The sequence below is a fragment of the Streptomyces sp. NPDC048584 genome, from assembly GCF_043199595.1.
Lineage (GTDB): Bacteria > Actinomycetota > Actinomycetes > Streptomycetales > Streptomycetaceae > Streptomyces > Streptomyces edwardsiae.
The window spans coordinates 39,276-55,697 of record NZ_JBICWF010000025.1; the positions used below are offsets into that span (position 1 = coordinate 39,276).

Below are 16,422 nucleotides of genomic sequence, written 5' to 3' on the forward strand. Positions count from 1 at the left end.
CCGCCGGGCCGTCCGGGCCCGGTGAGGGCAGACTGAGGTCATGGGCGATCCCGATGCCCGCGGGGCATCCTCGCGTCGGTTCCCTCAGGCTCCGAAGAGCGCGGCGCAGGCCCGGCGGTTCGTGCGGGCCGCCCTCGGTGATGCCGCGCCGGACCTGATCGACACGGCTCAGCTGCTGGTCAGTGAGCTGGTGACCAATGTGGTGCTGCACGCCCGTACCGAGGTCGAGGTGGCGGCCGGGGTCGACGACGATACGGTCCATGTGCGGGTGAGCGACCGCCGTCCGGAGCGTGGACTCGTGCCGCACGCCTACCCGCCGTACGCCGGTACGGGGCAGGGTCTGCCGCTGGTCGCGAAGCTGTCGTCCCGGCTGGGCGTCGAGACCGGGGACGCGGACAAGACGGTGTGGTTCGAGCTGGCGCCCGGAGGGCCGCCCCGCCGCCCGGCCGACTGGGATCCCGTAGTGGCTCTTGACGGGGCGACGGTGACACTGCTCGACGTACCGACGGCCCTGTACGCGGCGGCTCAGCAGCACCGGCACACCCTGCTGCACGAGCTCGCTCTCGCGGTCGGCGCCGGCCACGTTCCCGGGGTCGGCCCGGAGGACCTCGCCGTGGCCCTGGACATGAGTCATCTGCTGACCGCCTCGGTGACGGCGGCGCTGCGGCTGCGGCCCTCCGAGCAGGCCCTCCGCTCGCTGCCGCTGTCGCTGCCGCCGGACTCCGGTCCGGCGGTGCGGACGTTGCGCGCGGTGCTCGACCGGGCGGAGGAGGCCGCCCGTGAGGAGCTCCTGCTGACCCTGCCGGCTCTGCCCCGGCAGCGCCTCTTCCACCAGTGGCTCTTCGACCAGATCGTGGGGCAGTTCGCCGGTTCGCCCCCGACGGCGTGGACGGTGGTTCCCGGGGACCAGGGGACCAGCCCGTCGGAGCTGGTGGCGTGGGACGCCGGGCAGGTGCTGGCGAGCCGGGTCCCGACGATCGCCGCCGACGAGCGGAACCGGATCATCGCGGCGAACGGGCCGGCCGCGGACATGCTCGGCTGGCACGCGGACGATCTCGTCGGACGGCCCCTCACCACACTGGTTCCGGACCATCTGCGCAGGCGTCATGTCACCGCGTTCACCTCGCTGCTGCTCAGTGGGCAGCCCCGGATCCTGGGCCGGTCGGTGCCGCTGCCCGCGCTGCATCGCGACGGCCGGCTCATTCCGGTACGGCTGTTCGTCCAGCAGCAGGAGACGGCCGACGGCCGCACCGTCTTCGTCGCCCAGCTCTCCCCGCGCGCGTCGATGCCCGGCTCGGTCACGCTCCCGCCCGGCCGCCCCCGGTCCCTGCGACAGCGGGAACCGGAGCGGCCGCCCGCGCGGGCCACGGGTGACCCGCAACGGGACGCGGACCGGTCCGCGCTGGAGCGGCTGTCGCTGCTGGCCGACACCGCGGCCGCGCTGAGCAACGCCCCCGGTCTGCACGAGGGGCTGGAGCAGGTCGGCCGGATCCTCACCGAACGGCTCGCGGACTGGTGCGCGGTGGACCTGTTCACGGAGAACGCGGAGGTGGAGCGGATCTCCATCACCCATCGCCCCTCCCAAGGCCGTCGGCCCGAGGAGTACGAGGGCCGGCTTCCGCCGGTGTCCGACGCCGCCCGTGGCCCGCTGGCCCGCGCGCTGCGCGGGGCGGGCCCGCTGCTGCTCGCCGAGCCGCCGCCGTCCAGCCCGGTCACGAGCGCCCTGGACGCCCACTACCTGGGGCTGTTGCGGACGATGGGCGCGGACAGCGCGGTCGTCGCCCCGCTGCGGGCCCGTCGGCAGATCATCGGTGCCCTGACGGTGGCCCGCCGCGGACGGGGCACGCCGTTCGGCGAGGGGGATCTGCCGCTGGTCCACGATCTGGTGAGCAGTCTCGCGCTGGGCGTGGACAACCTCCGTCTCCACCAGGAGACCCGCAACATCGCCGAACGTCTGCAGCGCTCGCTGCTGCCCAGGCTGCCGGATGTCGCGCATCTGCGGCTGGCCGCCCGGTACGCGGCGTCCTCGGCGACCGCGCAGGTCGGCGGCGACTGGTACGACGCCTTCGTCCTGCCCGGCGGCGACATCTCCATGGTCATCGGTGACGTCAGCGGGCACAACCTGGACGCGGCCATCGCCATGAGCCAGCTGCGCAGCATGCTGCGGGGCATCGCCGTGGACCGCCAGGAGCCGCCCGAGACGGTGCTGCGCCGGCTGGACCTGGCGAACCACAGTCTGTACCACGAGTCCACCGCGACCTGTGTCTACGCGCTGCTGAAGGGCCCCGAGGACGGCCCCTGGGAGCTGGTGCACTCGTCGGCCGGGCATCCGCCGCCGCTGCTCGTCGGCGCGGACGGCGACACCCGCTATCTGGAGGGCGGCGCGGGGCTGATGCTGGGAGTGGACCCCGCCCTCACCCGTCCGCGGGGCCGGGACGCGGTCCCGGCGCACTCGACGGTGCTGCTGTACACGGACGGGCTGATCGAGCGCCGGGGAGAGCATCTGGACGTCGCCCTGGAGCGGCTGCGCCGGCATGCCGGCGCGCTGGCCCGGGAGCCGCTCGACACGCTCTGCGACGAGCTGCTCATCGGACTGGGCGCCGACGGCGACGACGACATCGCCGTACTGGCGGTGCGGCCGGTGCCGCCGCGCTGACCGGTGTCCGCGGGTGGTGCGGTGGCGGCGCGTACGGTTTACGCGCCGCCACCGTGCGCTCAGTTGAAGGAGTCGAGGGTCAGGGACGCCTCGCTCGGGTTGCCGTCGTGGACGAGCGACTCGTGGTTTCCGACGTCGTCGAAGGCGAAGGCGTACGCCTTGCCGTCGGCCATCTGCGCGTGGATGGCGCGCGCGTAGTGGTTGGTGACGGAGTCCTGGTAGAAGCCGCCGGAGCCGGAGTCGGGCTGGTTGGGGTTGGTCAGGAGCGTTGAGCGGTTGAAGCCCGCGCACAGGGTGCGTGAAATGGGGCCGCGCACCTGGTCGTTCGGGGCGTCGAGCTTTCGGTGGCAGCCGAAGACGGAGGAGGCGTCCGGCTTCTGGAAGCTGGTGACGACGGCGCCGGAGCTGTTGGTGAAGTTCATGACGTCACCCGAGACCCGGCCGAAGTACTTGACGCCCGGCTGGTCGGTGAAGGGCGTGACCGTGAGGGTGGAGCCGGAGTACTTCTGCCAGACCCGGTTGATGTAGCCGTCCATGACCGACGCCGGCAGGGCGCCCGTCTCCAGTCCGTACAGCGGGGACAGCGCCCGCAGTACGGTGCCGTCGGAGCGGGTCTGGATCAGGTTGCCCCAGCCCCCGGACTGTCCCCTGAGCGTGTTGAGGACGGCGTTGTAGCCGCCCGCCTTGAGCCTGCCGGTGCTCGTCGTGCCGCCGTCGGCTCGCCGCACGCCCACGGAGTAGGGCGCGGAGAACATGTCGACCTGGGTGCTGTTGAGCCACAGGCCGGCGTCGTTGAGCGTGTACTCGGACCAGTTGAAGAGGATGTTCCGGTTGGGGTCCGACGGGTTCTGCACGGCGGGCTGCACCAGTCCGCCGGTGGTCAGCTTGAACACCAGCTTCTGGCCGTAGGAGAAGTAGATGCGGCCGGAGAACTTGGGGACGCGGATGGTCGTGGACTGTCCGGCGGCCGGGCCCGTGATCGAGGCGTCGGGTGCGGGGGTGGGCGGGTTGCCGCCGGCGGGCCAGGGGTGGAAGGTGCCGCTCGCGTCGGCCCAGCCCTGTCTGCCGGTCGACAGCTGGGTGCCGAGGTTGTAGACGTACACCTGCTCGCCACGGCCGGAGTTGTTGGTGATCTTGAGGGGGATGGTGTCCGGGACCGCCGCGTGGGCGGTGGACGGCACTCCGGCGGCGAGCAGTGAGCCGCCGAGAACCGTGGCGATGCTCAACCCGGCCGCCATGAACCGGCGTTTGAGTGTGCGCAGCATGCTCCCTCTCCGTTCGACTGTGGGGGGAATCGTCCTGAGAGCGCTCTCAGAATCTCGCCCTGGTCTGGACCTGTCAACGGTTGGGAGTCCCCCGGTTCCGGTACGGCCGTCAGCCTCCGTGCTGTACGACACCCCGGGTGGAGAAGGTGACGGGGGCCCCGGAGCCGAGGTCGCCCGGCGGGATGCCCGGGTGATGACCCTCGGGCGGCTTCGGCCGTACGGGGGCCGGGCCGAGCGCGAGCCGGGAGACGATGCGGTAGCGGTCGCCCCGGTAGAGGGAGCGGACGTACTCGACGGGCCGGTCGCCGGTGTCGGTGGTGAGGCGCTCGAACAGCAGGGCCGGGGACAGTTCGGGCACATCGAGCAGCTCCGCCTCCGCGCGGGTCACGACGGTGGGCTCGATGGACTGCACCGCCTCGCTGACCCGCACTCCGTGCCGGTCGCGGAAGTGCTCGTACAGATCGCCCTGTTCGAGTTCGGCGCCGGTCAGATCCGGTACCAGGCCGGCGGGGATGTGCAGATGCTCGATCGCCATGGGCCGGCCGTCGACCAGCCGGAGGCGGGCCACGTAGCGGATACGCGCGGCCGGTGACACGCGCAGCCTGCGGCCGACCCGGGCGCCGGCCGGCAGGGTCCGGGACTCCAGGACCCTGCTGGTCCAGACACCGGCGGCCGGGGGCACCGCGAAGGAGTTCCGTCCGGAGACCAGTTCCTGGGTGATCTTCTCGGCGGCGACGAACATACCGCGCCCGTGCTCGCGCACCAGCAGTCCCGCGAGCACGAGTTCGTCCACGGCGGCGCGCAACGTCGGCCGGGACACCTGGAGCCTGGCGCACAGACTGCGTTCCGAGGGGATGGCGTCACCCGGACGCCGCTCCTCGATGAGCTCGAGGATCGCGTCACGGACCCGTTCACGTTTGAGCACGGCACCCGAGGCCGCGCGATCGATCTCCATACGGACTCCGATTCGTGGTCGGGGGCGGTGCGGCGGGCCGTCGGATCACTGGTATGCCCCAGACACTAACTGGTCCACCGTGAGCGGGAGTTCAGCCCGCGAACATCCGCGAGGAGGGTTGACGGCCACATTGGTCTATGCCACCTTCTCCCCACGTCGACTGGTAAGGCCCGGCGGCAACTGGTCAACCCGACGACGGGCCCGGCCGCCACCGTGCGCCCCCGCGGCTCACCGACCGACGATCCACCGTGCGCCACCCCCACCGCGAAAGGACACGGATGCGTACTCGTCCTCCCACCGGCCGCCGCACTCGCGCGGCGCTCGCGCTGACCGCCCTGCTCGGCAGCGCCGCCCTGGCCGGCCTCCCCGCCACCGCCGTCGCCGCCGACGGCGATGTCAGCGTGCAGTACCGCACCAGCGCGGGCGGTGCCACCGCCGACCAGAGCGAGCCCTGGCTCAAAGTCCGCAACACCGGTTCCACGTCCGTGCAGTTGAGCCAGGTGAAGGTCCGCTACTACTTCAAGGCGGACGCCCCGAACGCCACGTACCGCTTCGCCTGTTCCTGGGCGGTCAGGGGCTGTTCCGCCATCACCGGCACGTTCGGCACGCTCGCGCACCCCACCGCGACCGCCGACCGCTATCTGGAGATCGGGTTCACCGCGTCCGCCGGTTCGCTGGCGCCCGGCGCCGACACCGGCGACATGCAGCTGCGCTTCCATCAGTCCAGCTGGCAGACGCTCAGGCAGAGCGACGACTACTCCTTCGACGGCGCCCGCACCTCGTACGCCGACTGGAACAAGGTCACCGCCCGGCTCGCCGGTGCCACGGTGTGGGGCACGGCGCCCGAGGGCAACGACCCCACCGATCCGACCGACCCCACGGACCCGACCGACCCGCCGGGCGGCGGCCAGACCCTGTTCGACGACTTCGACTACACCTCGCACACCGACCCGGCGATCTCCGCGCACGGCTGGAGCGTGCGGTCCAACTCCGGCGGCCCCGGTGTGCCGGGCGCGGCCTGGGACCCGTCCAAGGTGACGTTCAGCGCCTCGGGCGGCAACTCGGTGATGAACCTGGAGACCTCCACCGCCGGCACCGGCGCCACCACCACCCACACCGAAGTCCTCACCAAGTCCATGAAGTTCAGGAACGGCACCTACGCCGCCCGGGTGCGGTTCTCCGACGCCCCGAAGTACGGTCCCGACGGCGACCGCGTCGTCCAGACCTTCTTCACCATCAACGACCTCAAGGCCCCGATGGCCGACGACTACGCCGAGTACGACTTCGAGTACCTGCCCAACGGGGGCTGGGGCGAACCGGCCAACATCCTGTACACGACCTCCTGGGAGACCTACAATCCCGATCCCTGGCAGGCCGTCAACCAGCACAGCGAGAGCCGGCAGAGCTTCGCCGGCTGGCACGACCTGGTGGTGACGATCGACGACAGCGCCATCACCTACTACATCGACGGCCGGCACTTCGGCACGCACGACGCCGCGTATCTGCCGGAGCGTCCGATGTCGATCAACTTCAACCAGTGGCTGATCGACCTCGACGGCCTGACGTCGACCACGCCCCGCGCCTACGACCAGCAGGTCGACTACGTGCTGCACGTCAAGGACCAGGTGCTCACGCCGGCCCAGGTGACCGCGAGGATCAACGGCTACCGGTCGGCCGGCACGTCCTTCGTGGACGAGGTGCCCGCGTCCTGATCCACTGCCGCCGGGGCCCTGTCACGGGGTCCCGGCGGCCGGACTTCTCCCCGCGTTCCTGTGATCATTCCCGGGGTCTTCCGCCGGCTAGTCCGAGGGGCTGGACTGTAGGGCGCGGCCCGCACCCGGGTCGACCTTCGAGTACCCGGGCAACGGTCCGATCGCCACCCCGGCCGCCGGGGACACCCCCGCCGAGCGTCTACGTGCCGCGTACGAGGCGCACATGGCGAGGGCGCTCACCGAGACGGCGTACCACACCGACTACCAGGGCGTACGGTTCATCTCCCTCCACGCGAGCACGGGTGACGCCCGTTCGCTGATGACACCGGACGACCTCCCGGAGTGCAGCGAGGACTGCCCGGACCCGGAGCAGCTCTGGCTCGGCATGCAGGGCCGCCGGCTGGACCACGTCCTCAAGGGCCATCCCGGCACGTGGGCGGTCAAGGAGCCCGGCGACGTACTGGACTCGTTCGCCATCACCACGTACGACGACGGCACGAAGTACGTGACCGAGGACGGGGTGCCCGTGCCGCCCGCCCCGGTCGCCCGTCACTGACCGCCCGCACGGCAGGCCCCCGTTCCGCCCCCGCGGGACGGGGGCCTCGCTTGCCTGTGGCGGGCGGGCGGCGCAGGCTGGTCCCATGGGTGCGAGCCCGACGCTCATCACCTCGGTGCAGCGGGCCTTCCGGCTGCTGGAGGCGGCGAGCGCCCATCGCAACGGCGCGCCGGCGAAACAGCTGGCACGGGAGACGGGTCTGCCCCTGGCCACGGCCTACCACCTGCTGCGCACGCTGGTGCACGACGGCTATCTGCGCAAGCTGGACGACGGCTGCTTCGTCCTGGGCGAGCGGGTCCAGGGCCTGCACACCGCGGGCAGCGGGCAGGCGCTGCTCAGCAGGGTCCGGCCGGCGCTCTCCGCGCTGCGGGACGAGCTGTCCAGCGCCGCCTACCTCACCTTCTACGAGGACGGCGAGATCCGTGTCGCCGAGATCGTCGACGGCCCCCGCAGCCCGCGCGCCGAGCTGTGGGTGGGGTTCGAGGACGCCGGGCACGCCACCGCGCTCGGCAAGTCGGTGCTCCGGGAACTCGACGAGGAGGCCCGCAGGGAGTACCTCTCCCGGCATCCGCTCAACGATCTCACCCCACGGACGATCACCAGGGCCCCGGAGCTGATCCGCCGGCTGGAGACCAGCAGGCTGGCCCCGGCGGTCACGGACGTGGAGGAGTACGCCCTGGGGATCGTCTGTGTCGCGGTGCCGGTCTACAGCGGGGACACCCTGGGCTCACTCGGTGTCTCCATGCCGAAGGACAGGCTGCACCGGCTCGACGAGGTGCGGGAGCGCCTGCTGCCTGCGGCCGGGCGGGTGACCCGGGGGCTGTCGCTCACTATCTGAAAAGCACGGCCTTGTGACGTCCGCGACGATCATCTTTGCTGAATAAGTCAGACATTACGGACGCGCGTATGCCGCGCAAAGGTGAGGACCCCGGACGACACATGAGTCACGCCCGACAGCGAGGACGCGACCACTGGCCGATACGGCAGTACAGGCGGGGGGTCCGCCGCGCCTGGTCGCCCAGGGCACGGGCCGTCGCCCACTGGGCCGCCGGCACCCCCGCCCTCTCCGTACTGGTCGTCTGCGTCGTCGTGTTCGTCGACCTCGTCCGCGGGACGGGCGAGGTGTGGCTGCCGCTGCTCGCCGCCGGGCCGGCGCTGGCGGCGGCCACCAGCCGCCCGTCCGGTGTCCTCGGGGTGGGGCTTGTCGCGGCGCTGCTCGGCGCGGGTATCGGCATCCGCCACGAGATGGCGGCGTCGGCACTGTTCGTCGTCCTCGCCGCGCTGGTGACCGTGGCCCTGGCCGGCGCGCTCGCCAGCGCCCTGCGCGGTCACCGGGAGCGGGTGCTCGCCGCCGTACGCTCCGTCGCGGAGACCGCGCAGCACGCGCTGCTCACTCCGGTACCGGACACCGTCGGGCCGTTCCAGGCGGCCGTCCACTACAGCGCCGCCGCCGCGGAGGCCCGGATCGGCGGCGACCTCTACGCCCTCGTCCCCACGCCGTACGGGGTCCGGGTGATCGTCGGCGATGTGCGGGGCAAGGGGCTGCCGGCGGTGGGGACGGCCGCGCTGGTGCTCGGTGTCTTCCGTGAGGCAGCCTACGACGAGCCGGATCTGCTGGACGTGGTCCGCCGTATCGAGCGGAGCCTGGCCCGCAACCTCGGCGACGACGACTTCGTCACCGCCGTGGTCGCCGGCTGCCCGGAGCCGGGCCGGCTGGAACTGGTCAACTGCGGCCACGCGCCCCCGCTGCTGATCCGCGGCACCGACGTGACGGCCGTGGACCCCGTCCGTCCGGCGCCGCCGCTGGGGCTGGGGGACCTGTCGGGCGAGACCCCCGGCCTCCAGGTGGTGTCCTTCACCGAGGGGGACCAGTTGCTGTTCTACACCGACGGGGTCACGGAGGCCCGCGACGCCGGCCGTGCCTTCTATCCGCTGGCCGACGGCCTGGCCCGGCACCTGAGCGACGAGCCGGCCCGCACGCTCGCCGCCCTGCACCAGGAACTGCTCGACCATGTGGGCGGCCGCCTGCACGACGACGCGGCCCTCCTCCTGCTGCGCAACCCGGTCACCGCCGGTGGTGCCGCCTGAAACCGGGTCCGGTCAGGCCCGCTGGGCGGCGATCATGCGCCGGTACCAGTGGTAGCTGTCCTTCGGGGTGCGTTCCTGTGTGTCGTAGTCGACGCGGACGATGCCGAAGCGCTTGTCGTAGCCGAAGGCCCACTCGAAGTTGTCGAGCAGCGACCACACGTAGTACCCGCGCACGTCCACGCCGGTGTCGATCGCGGCCCGCAGCGCGATGAGGTGGTCGCGCAGATAGGTCACCCGGTCGGTGTCGTGCACGGCGCCGTCCGGGCTCACCTCGTCGTTCTCGGATGATCCGTTCTCGGTGATGTGGACGGGCGGCAGGGCGTCGCCGTACTGCTCCTTCAGCTCCACCAGGAGGTCGGTGAAGGTGTCCGGGGCGACCGGCCAGCCCATCGCGGTGTGCCGGACGCCCGGCATCGGCGCCTCGGCGTACCGGTTGTCGGTCGCCACGCGCAGCGCGGGGTCGCTCTCGCGGTAGGGGGCGTCGGCGACGACGATCGGGCGGTAGTAGTTGATGCCGAGGAAGTCCAGCGGCTGCGAGATCAGTTCCAGGTCTCCGTCGCGGCGGAAGTCCTGTGCGGTGATCAGCTCGCCCCAGGTGTCCTCCTCGGTGTCCGGGTAGCGCCCGGCGAGGATCGGCTCGGTCCACACCAGGTTGTGCAGGGTGTCGGCGCGTACGACGGCCTGCCGGTCCCCGTCCGAGGCGGCGGCGGGCAGGTGGTGGTCGAGGTTGAGGGTGATGCCGACCTCGCGGACGCCCGCGGACCGGAGTGCCCGGACGGCCAGTCCGTGGCCGACCAGGAGATGGTGGGCGGCGGCCAGCGCGCCCCGGCCCTCGCGGGCTCCCGGCGCGTGACGGCCGACGGAGTAGCCGAGGAAGGCGCTGCACCACGGCTCGTTGAGGGTGATCCAGCGGGGCACCCGGTCGCCCAGGTGCTCGGCGACGACGGCCGTGTACTCGGCGAACCGCTCGGCGGTCTCGCGCACCCGCCAGCCGCCGCGGTCCTCCAGGGCCTGCGGGAGGTCCCAGTGGTAGAGGGTGGCGGCGGGCTCGATGCCGGCGGCGAGGAGTTCGTCGACCAGCCGGGAGTAGAAGTCCAGACCCTTGGGGTTCACCGGCTCCGTGCCGTCGGGCACGACGCGCGGCCAGGCGATGGAGAAGCGGTACGAGGCGACGCCGAGGTCGCGCAGCAGTGCCACGTCCTCGGGATAGCGGTGGTAGTGGTCGCAGGCGACGTCGCCGGTGTCGCCGTTCACGACCAGTCCGGGCGTGTGGCTGTAGGTGTCCCAGATCGACGGGCCTCGGCCGTCCTCGTACGCCGCGCCCTCGATCTGGTACGAGGCGGTCGCGGCGCCGAAGACGAAGCCGGGCGGGAAACCGGGGAACTCACTCATGCGTATCGGTCCATATCGAGACGGGCGGTGTTCACTTGACGGAGCCGCCGGAGATGCCGGCGGCGATGTACTTCTGGGCGAGGACGAGCAGAACGGCGGCCGGGACGGCGGACAGCACGGACGCGGCCATCACGGAGCCCCAGTCGCCGACGTGGGCGCCGATGTACTGGTAGATGCCCAGCGTGATCGGCTTGACGTCGTCGGTGGTGTTCAGGGTGAGCGCGAACATGAAGTCGCTCCACGAGAACAGGAACGCGAACAGGCCGGAGGTGATCAGCGAGTTGCGGCTCATCGGCAGCACCACCCGCAGGAACACCCGTACGGGACCCGCGCCGTCGATCTCGGCGGCCTCGATGACCTCGCCCGGGATGGACACCATGAAGGAGCGCATCAGGACGATGGAGAACGGGATGCCGAGGGAGGCGTCCGCGAGCATCAGGCCGAAGTAGGAGTTCACCAGGCCGAGATCGACGTACGAGTTGTAGAGCGCGTTGGCGATGACGATGCCCGGCACCATCTGGGTGATGAGGGTGCCGAACACGATGGTGCGTGAGCCACGCAGTCCGAACCGGGCCAGTCCGTAGGCCGCCGGTGCGGAGATCGCCAGGCAGACGGCGACGGCCCCGAACGAGACCAGCAGCGAGGTCAGCAGATGACCGCCCTGGTCGCTGAGGGCCTTGGAGAACCCGGACAGGTCCACCCCGGAGGGCACCGGGTCGACCTGGAGCAGGCCCGACTCGGGCTGAAGCGCGGTGTTGAGCATCCAGTACAGCGGGAACAGCATCACGCCCAGGATCAGCACACCGGCGACGGTGGAGCCCCAGCGGCGCCGGGACGCGGTGGGAGTGTGAGCGGCCATCTCGGTCACTTCCCCTCGGTGCGGTTGGCCCGCAGGTAGAACACCGCGAACACCGCGGAGATGAGAATGAGGACGTTGCCGACGACCGCGCCGGCGCCGAAGTCCAGTTCCACGAAGGAGTTCTGGTAGGTGAGGGTGCCCAGGGTCTGGGTGGCGTCGGCGGGCCCGCCGTCGGTGAGGGCGAGGATCAGGTCGAGGATCTTGACCGTCGACATGAAGCCCAGCACCAGGACGACCGTGATCACGGGCTTGAGCATCGGCAGGGTGATGGACCGGAAGGTCCGCCAGGCGGAGGCGCCGTCCAGGGAGGCGGCCTCGTACAGCTCCCTTGGGATCTCCTGGAGGCCGCCGTACAGGATGACCATGTTGAACGGGATGCCGATCCAGATGTTGACCAGGATCACCGAGAGCAGTGCCATGTCGGGGCTGGTCAGCCAGGGGGTGTGACCGCCGAGGCCGAGGGTGTCGAGGAAGGTGTTGAGTACGCCGGTGTCCTGGTCGAGGATGCGGCGCCACACGATGCCGGACACCACCATGGGCACCAGCCAGGGCAGCAGGATCAGTGACCTGAGGACGCCGCCGAGGGGGAACCTGCGGTTGAAGAAGACGGCGAGGGCGAGGCCGACGCAGAACTGGCCGAGCAGGGAGCCGGCGGTGAAGACGAGGGTGTGCCACAGCGCCTGGCCGAAGAGGACGTCCTGGAAGACGGACGACCAGTTGTCGGCACCGTTGAAGGGGGCCTCGCCGGTGAAGAACGTCTTCGGCGTGTAGTGCTGGAAGCTCATCACGATGTTGCGGACGAGCGGGTAGCCGAAGAACAGCAGCATGAAGACGACGGCGGGGGCGACGAAGCCCCACTGCGCCAGTCTGCGGCGCAGGCGCTGCCGGGCCGGGTCCGGTCCGGCGGACTTCCCGGAGGTCTTCGCGGGCACCGGGGCGGTGACGGTGGACGTGGTCATGGCGCGTACCTCAGTTTCCGCTCGTGGCGCGCTGCTGGGCGCGTTGCAGGGCGGTTTCGCTGGACTGGCCGGTGAGGGCGGACTGGAAGGCGCTCTGCAGGGCGAGGGAGACGCCCGACCAGCCGGCACCGAGCTTCGCGGTGCGGGACCGGGCGGCGGCGACCTGGTCGGCCAGCGCGTCGAGTTCGGGCACCTTCGCGCGCCACTTCGCGGCGGCCTTCTCGTTGGCGGGGACCATCCAGCTGTTCAGGGCGTAGGTGAGCTGTTCCTTCTCGCTCGCCAGACAGTCGACGATCCGTCCCGCCGTCCTCTCGCGCCCGGTGTCGCCGGTGTTGGGCACGGTGAGGACGGCGCCGCCCAGCGGGCCCACCGAGTCGGCGCCCGCCTCGGGGACGGGGATCTGCGCGATCTCCCAGTGCAGGGACTTGTCCGTGTTGAGGGTCTCGACCTGCCACGGGCCGTTGATCATCATCGCGGCGTTCCCGGCCATGAACTGGTCGTTCACATCGGCCTGGGTCCAGTTGACCGTGGACTTGGACAGCGACCCGTCCTGCAGCAGCGCCTTCCAGTAGTCGAGCGCCTCCACGACCTGGGGGCCGTCGAGGTCCGACTCGTCGCCGCCGTTGGACCACATGAACGGAGTGAACTGGAAGACGCCGTCCTCGGCTCCGCCCGCGCTGAGCGCCAGGCCGTACCGCTTGCCCTCGGTGAGCTTCTTCGCCGCCGCGCGCATCTCGTCCCAGGTGGTGGGCACCGGTACGCCCGCCTCGTCGAGGATGTCCTTGTTGTAGAAGAGCGCGAGCGTGTTCACGGAGCGGGCCGCGCCGTAGTACGTGCCCTGGTAGGAGCCGAAGTCGACGATGCCCTCGGGTATGTCGTCGGTGGCGAGCCCCAGGGCGCGCAGGTCGACGAGCCCTCCGGCGTCGGCGAAGGTCGGCATCTCGGAGGCGTCGAACTGCACGATGTCCGGCAGCGACTTCGACGACGCCATGCGCAGCGCCTTCGTCATGACCTGTGAGGCGGGGACGCTCTGCTGCTCGATGGTGACGCCCAGCCGCTCGCCGCAGCGGGCCATCGCCTCGGCGTCCCAGCGGTGGTAGGTCTCGTCGGTCGAGGAGTTCATCACGGTGTACACGTCGCTGTCGCGCTGCTCCGCGCAGCCGGTCAGCGCCGCTCCGGCGATGAGGACGGAGACGGCGGCGAACGACGTGACGGCTCCGCGCGAGCGTCCGAGCGCGCGGTGTGCGGCAGCCGGAGGATGTGCTGTCACGGTGGGTGCCCTTGCGTGGGACCGGCTCAGCGGGGCGCTGAGCTGGTGACTCTGTGGGGAGGTGGTGAAGCGCTTCGACTTGTGGCGGCTCTCGCCGAGGTGTTGCCTGGCGCTGCACCGGGTGTAATTTGTTTTGCCTGATTACTAATACGTCAGCGAGAGCCGGTCGCGCTAGCCCCCCGACGGTACGATCTGCTTGCGCCAAGGCGTGACAGGTTCCGCGTCTCCTGCCATAGTTCCTGGTCAGAGGAGTCCTCCCGTACCTCTGCCGCCCTCCCCCTCCGAGGAAGATCATGAAATTCACTGACGGTTTCTGGCGCATCCGCGAGGGCGTCCAGATCTCGTACGCGACCGAAGTGCGTGATGTACGCCCGGAATCGAAGCGCTTCACCGGGTATGCCGCGGTGAAAAAAGTGACCCGCAGGGGCGACACCCTCAACGCGCCGCTGATCACGGTCGAGTGCTTCTCCCCCGCCGAGGGTGTGATCGGCGTCCGGGTCACCCATCACGCGGGCAAGTACCGGCCGGGTCCCGACTTCGTCCTCACCGGGGACGAGGGCGGCGCGGGCGCGGTGAGCGCGGACGGTTCCGTCACCGGGCTGACCAGCGGTCCCCTGACCGTGCGGCTGGACGGGTCCGGTCCCTTCGGGCTCTCCTTCCATGACGCGGACGGGCGGGAACTGACCCGCGCCGGCGCCAAGAGCACCGCCTTCGCCACCACCGACGGGGGCGCCCACCATGTGCTGAGCCGGCTGTCGCTGGGTGTCGGTGAGCAGATCTACGGTCTGGGCGAGCGGTTCACGCCGTTCGTCAAGAACGGCCAGACCGTCGACGTGTGGCAGGCGGACGGCGGCACGAGCAGCGAACAGGCGTACAAGAACGTCCCGTTCTATCTCTCCTCGCGCGGCTACGGCGTCTTCGTCAACCACCCGGGCGCCGTCTCCTTCGAGGTCGGCTCCGAGTCCGTCGGGCAGGTGCAGTTCAGCGTCGAGGACCAGGCGCTCGAGTACTACGTCATCGCCGGGCCGACTCCGAAGGAGGTCCTCGGCCGCTACACGGCCCTGACCGGCCGTCCGGCCCTGCCGCCGGCCTGGTCGTTCGGCCTGTGGCTCAGTACCTCTTTCACCACGTCGTACGACGAGGCGACGGTGACGTCGTTCGTCGACGGCATGGCCGAGCGGGGCATCCCGCTGTCGGTGTTCCACTTCGACTGCTTCTGGATGCGCGAGTACCAGTGGTGCGACTTCCAGTGGGACCCGGACGTCTTCCCCGATCCGGAGGGCATGCTGGCCCGCCTCAAGGAGAAGGGGCTGCGGATCAGCGTCTGGATCAACCCGTACATCGCGCAGAAGTCCCCGCTCTTCGACGAGGCAGCGGCCCTCGGCCACCTGGTGCGCCGGGCGAACGGCGATGTGTGGCAGTGGGACCTGTGGCAGGCGGGCATGGGGCTGGTCGACTTCACCAGCCCGGACGCGCGCGCGTGGTTCCAGTCGAAGCTCAAGCCGCTGCTCGACCAGGGCGTCGACACCTTCAAGACGGACTTCGGCGAGCGCATCCCCACCGATGTCGTCTGGCACGACGGCTCCGACCCGGAGCGGATGCACAACTACTACACCCACCTCTACAACCGGACCGTGTTCGAGCTTCTGGAGAAGGAGCGCGGGCAGGGTGAGGCGGTGCTGTTCGCCCGGTCCGCGACCGCGGGCGGTCAGCAGTACCCGGTGCACTGGGGCGGCGACTGCTGGTCGTCCTTCGAGGCGATGGCCGAGTCGCTGCGCGGCGGTCTGTCGCTGTCGCTGAGCGGGTTCGGCTTCTGGAGCCACGACATCGGCGGCTTCGAGGGCACGCCCGACCCGGCGGTCTTCAAGCGCTGGCTGGCCTTCGGCCTGCTGTCCTCGCACAGCAGGCTGCACGGCTCGACGTCGTACCGGGTGCCGTGGGAGTTCGGCGACGAGGCGGTGGACGTCGCCCGTCGGTTCACCCTGCTCAAGCACCGCCTGATGCCGTACCTGTACGGCGCCGCCGCCGAGGCCCGGCGCACCGGCGTGCCGATGATGCGGCCGATGGTGCTGGAGTTCCCCGGGGACCCGGCGTGCCGCCCGCTCGACCGCCAGTACATGCTGGGCGGGGATCTGCTGGTCGCGCCGGTCTTCGACGAGGACGGCGAGGTGGAGGTGTACCTCCCGGAGGGCACCTGGACGCATCTGCTGAGCGGCGAGCGCGTCACCGGCCCGTGCTGGCGCACCGAACGGCACGGCTACGACAGTCTTCCGCTGTACATCCGTGAGGGCGCCGTACTCGCCCTGTCCGCCGACGACTCCCGCCCCGACGCCGACTGGCTCGCCGCTCCGGTCCTGCTGGTCCACCCCCCGGCCGCGTCCGACTACGCGGCCGAGGTCACGATCCCGGACATGACAGGCCTGCCGGCCGCGACGTTCCGGGTCCGCCGGGACGGCGACAGCCTGCGCGTCACGGCGTCGGACACCGACCGCCCGTTCACGGTGCGGCTCCCCGGCGGGACGGAGGCCCGGGGCACGGGCGAGGTGACCTTGCGGATGGGGTGAGCGGCGGGGCCCGCCGCGGGGGTGGGGGCCGCCCCCCCGGCCCCCCCCCCCGCCCCCGGGGCGGGGGGGGGGGCGCCCCCCCCCCCCAAAACTATAGCGGGAACGCAACCCCGGGCGCCCCCGGGGGGCGTCGCGACAGCCCGGGC

Annotated in this window: 12 protein-coding genes; 6 read left to right on the plus strand and 6 right to left on the minus strand. The window is 71.1% G+C overall.

Annotated features, from left to right (window positions below; translation table 11 throughout):
* The first annotated feature begins 40 nt into the window (after positions 1–40).
* Positions 41–2,656 (plus strand): SpoIIE family protein phosphatase, encoded by a 2,616-nt coding sequence (locus ACGFR9_RS34765; RefSeq protein WP_393216834.1) that lies wholly within the window; start codon positions 41–43, stop codon positions 2,654–2,656.
* Between the two features lie 59 nt (positions 2,657–2,715).
* Here the strand turns inward: ACGFR9_RS34765 and ACGFR9_RS34770 are convergent, their stop codons facing one another.
* Positions 2,716–3,921 carry a glycoside hydrolase family 64 protein gene (locus ACGFR9_RS34770; protein ID WP_393216836.1) on the minus strand — a complete coding sequence of 402 codons (1,206 nt, stop codon included), beginning with the start codon at positions 3,919–3,921 and terminating at the stop codon, positions 2,716–2,718.
* Between the two features lie 109 nt (positions 3,922–4,030).
* A complete protein-coding gene (locus ACGFR9_RS34775; protein WP_393216838.1) occupies positions 4,031–4,876 on the minus strand; it encodes a GntR family transcriptional regulator in 846 nt (281 codons plus the stop codon).
* Positions 4,877–5,154: 278 nt separating this feature from the next.
* On the opposite strand from ACGFR9_RS34775, the gene ACGFR9_RS34780 reads away from it, so the two are divergent.
* The 4 genes from ACGFR9_RS34780 to ACGFR9_RS34795 all read left to right on the plus strand — a co-directional run bounded on the left by ACGFR9_RS34780 (position 5,155) and on the right by ACGFR9_RS34795 (position 9,232).
* The gene (locus ACGFR9_RS34780) at positions 5,155–6,588 is read left to right on the plus strand and encodes a cellulose binding domain-containing protein (RefSeq protein ID WP_393216840.1); all 1,434 of its coding nucleotides are present in this window, start codon (positions 5,155–5,157) and stop codon (positions 6,586–6,588) included.
* 223 nt (positions 6,589–6,811) lie between these two features.
* A complete protein-coding gene (locus tag ACGFR9_RS34785; RefSeq protein ID WP_393216842.1) occupies positions 6,812–7,144 on the plus strand; it encodes a hypothetical protein in 333 nt (110 codons plus the stop codon).
* Between the two features lie 85 nt (positions 7,145–7,229).
* Complete coding sequence (locus ACGFR9_RS34790; RefSeq protein ID WP_393216844.1) at positions 7,230–7,982, plus strand: IclR family transcriptional regulator; 753 nt, start codon at positions 7,230–7,232, stop codon at positions 7,980–7,982.
* 101 nt (positions 7,983–8,083) lie between these two features.
* On the plus strand, positions 8,084–9,232 hold the full coding sequence (locus ACGFR9_RS34795) for a PP2C family protein-serine/threonine phosphatase (RefSeq protein ID WP_393216846.1): 1,149 nt from the start codon (positions 8,084–8,086) through the stop codon (positions 9,230–9,232).
* 12 nt (positions 9,233–9,244) lie between these two features.
* Here the strand turns inward: ACGFR9_RS34795 and ACGFR9_RS34800 are convergent, their stop codons facing one another.
* From ACGFR9_RS34800 to ACGFR9_RS34815, 4 genes are read right to left on the minus strand one after another with little or no spacing between them, the layout of a single operon-like run.
* The gene (locus ACGFR9_RS34800) at positions 9,245–10,624 is read right to left on the minus strand and encodes a GH1 family beta-glucosidase (protein WP_393216848.1); all 1,380 of its coding nucleotides are present in this window, start codon (positions 10,622–10,624) and stop codon (positions 9,245–9,247) included.
* A 31-nt stretch (positions 10,625–10,655) separates the two neighbouring features.
* Entirely contained in the window at positions 10,656–11,483 is an 828-nt protein-coding gene (locus ACGFR9_RS34805; RefSeq protein ID WP_393216850.1) for a carbohydrate ABC transporter permease, read from the minus strand.
* A gap of 5 nt (positions 11,484–11,488) precedes the next feature.
* Positions 11,489–12,442, minus strand: a complete 954-nt coding sequence (locus tag ACGFR9_RS34810) for a carbohydrate ABC transporter permease (protein WP_030218684.1) — start codon at positions 12,440–12,442, stop codon at positions 11,489–11,491.
* A 10-nt stretch (positions 12,443–12,452) separates the two neighbouring features.
* The gene (locus ACGFR9_RS34815; protein WP_393216852.1) at positions 12,453–13,712 is read right to left on the minus strand and encodes an ABC transporter substrate-binding protein; all 1,260 of its coding nucleotides are present in this window, start codon (positions 13,710–13,712) and stop codon (positions 12,453–12,455) included.
* A gap of 293 nt (positions 13,713–14,005) precedes the next feature.
* Here ACGFR9_RS34815 and yicI point away from each other — a divergent pair, with 293 nt between their 5' ends.
* On the plus strand, positions 14,006–16,276 hold the full coding sequence (gene yicI, locus ACGFR9_RS34820; RefSeq protein ID WP_030218689.1) for an alpha-xylosidase: 2,271 nt from the start codon (positions 14,006–14,008) through the stop codon (positions 16,274–16,276).
* Positions 16,277–16,422 lie beyond the last annotated feature (146 nt).

Coding starts and splice junctions, on each gene's coding strand:
- ACGFR9_RS34765 (WP_393216834.1), top strand. CDS start 41: ATGGGCGATCCCGATGCCCGCGGGGCATCCTCGCGTCGGTTCCCTCAG.
- ACGFR9_RS34770 (WP_393216836.1), bottom strand. CDS start 3,921: ATGCTGCGCACACTCAAACGCCGGTTCATGGCGGCCGGGTTGAGCATC.
- ACGFR9_RS34775 (WP_393216838.1), bottom strand. CDS start 4,876: ATGGAGATCGATCGCGCGGCCTCGGGTGCCGTGCTCAAACGTGAACGG.
- ACGFR9_RS34780 (WP_393216840.1), top strand. CDS start 5,155: ATGCGTACTCGTCCTCCCACCGGCCGCCGCACTCGCGCGGCGCTCGCG.
- ACGFR9_RS34785 (WP_393216842.1), top strand. CDS start 6,812: ATGGCGAGGGCGCTCACCGAGACGGCGTACCACACCGACTACCAGGGC.
- ACGFR9_RS34790 (WP_393216844.1), top strand. CDS start 7,230: ATGGGTGCGAGCCCGACGCTCATCACCTCGGTGCAGCGGGCCTTCCGG.
- ACGFR9_RS34795 (WP_393216846.1), top strand. CDS start 8,084: ATGAGTCACGCCCGACAGCGAGGACGCGACCACTGGCCGATACGGCAG.
- ACGFR9_RS34800 (WP_393216848.1), bottom strand. CDS start 10,624: ATGAGTGAGTTCCCCGGTTTCCCGCCCGGCTTCGTCTTCGGCGCCGCG.
- ACGFR9_RS34805 (WP_393216850.1), bottom strand. CDS start 11,483: ATGGCCGCTCACACTCCCACCGCGTCCCGGCGCCGCTGGGGCTCCACC.
- ACGFR9_RS34810 (WP_030218684.1), bottom strand. CDS start 12,442: ATGACCACGTCCACCGTCACCGCCCCGGTGCCCGCGAAGACCTCCGGG.
- yicI (WP_030218689.1), top strand. CDS start 14,006: ATGAAATTCACTGACGGTTTCTGGCGCATCCGCGAGGGCGTCCAGATC.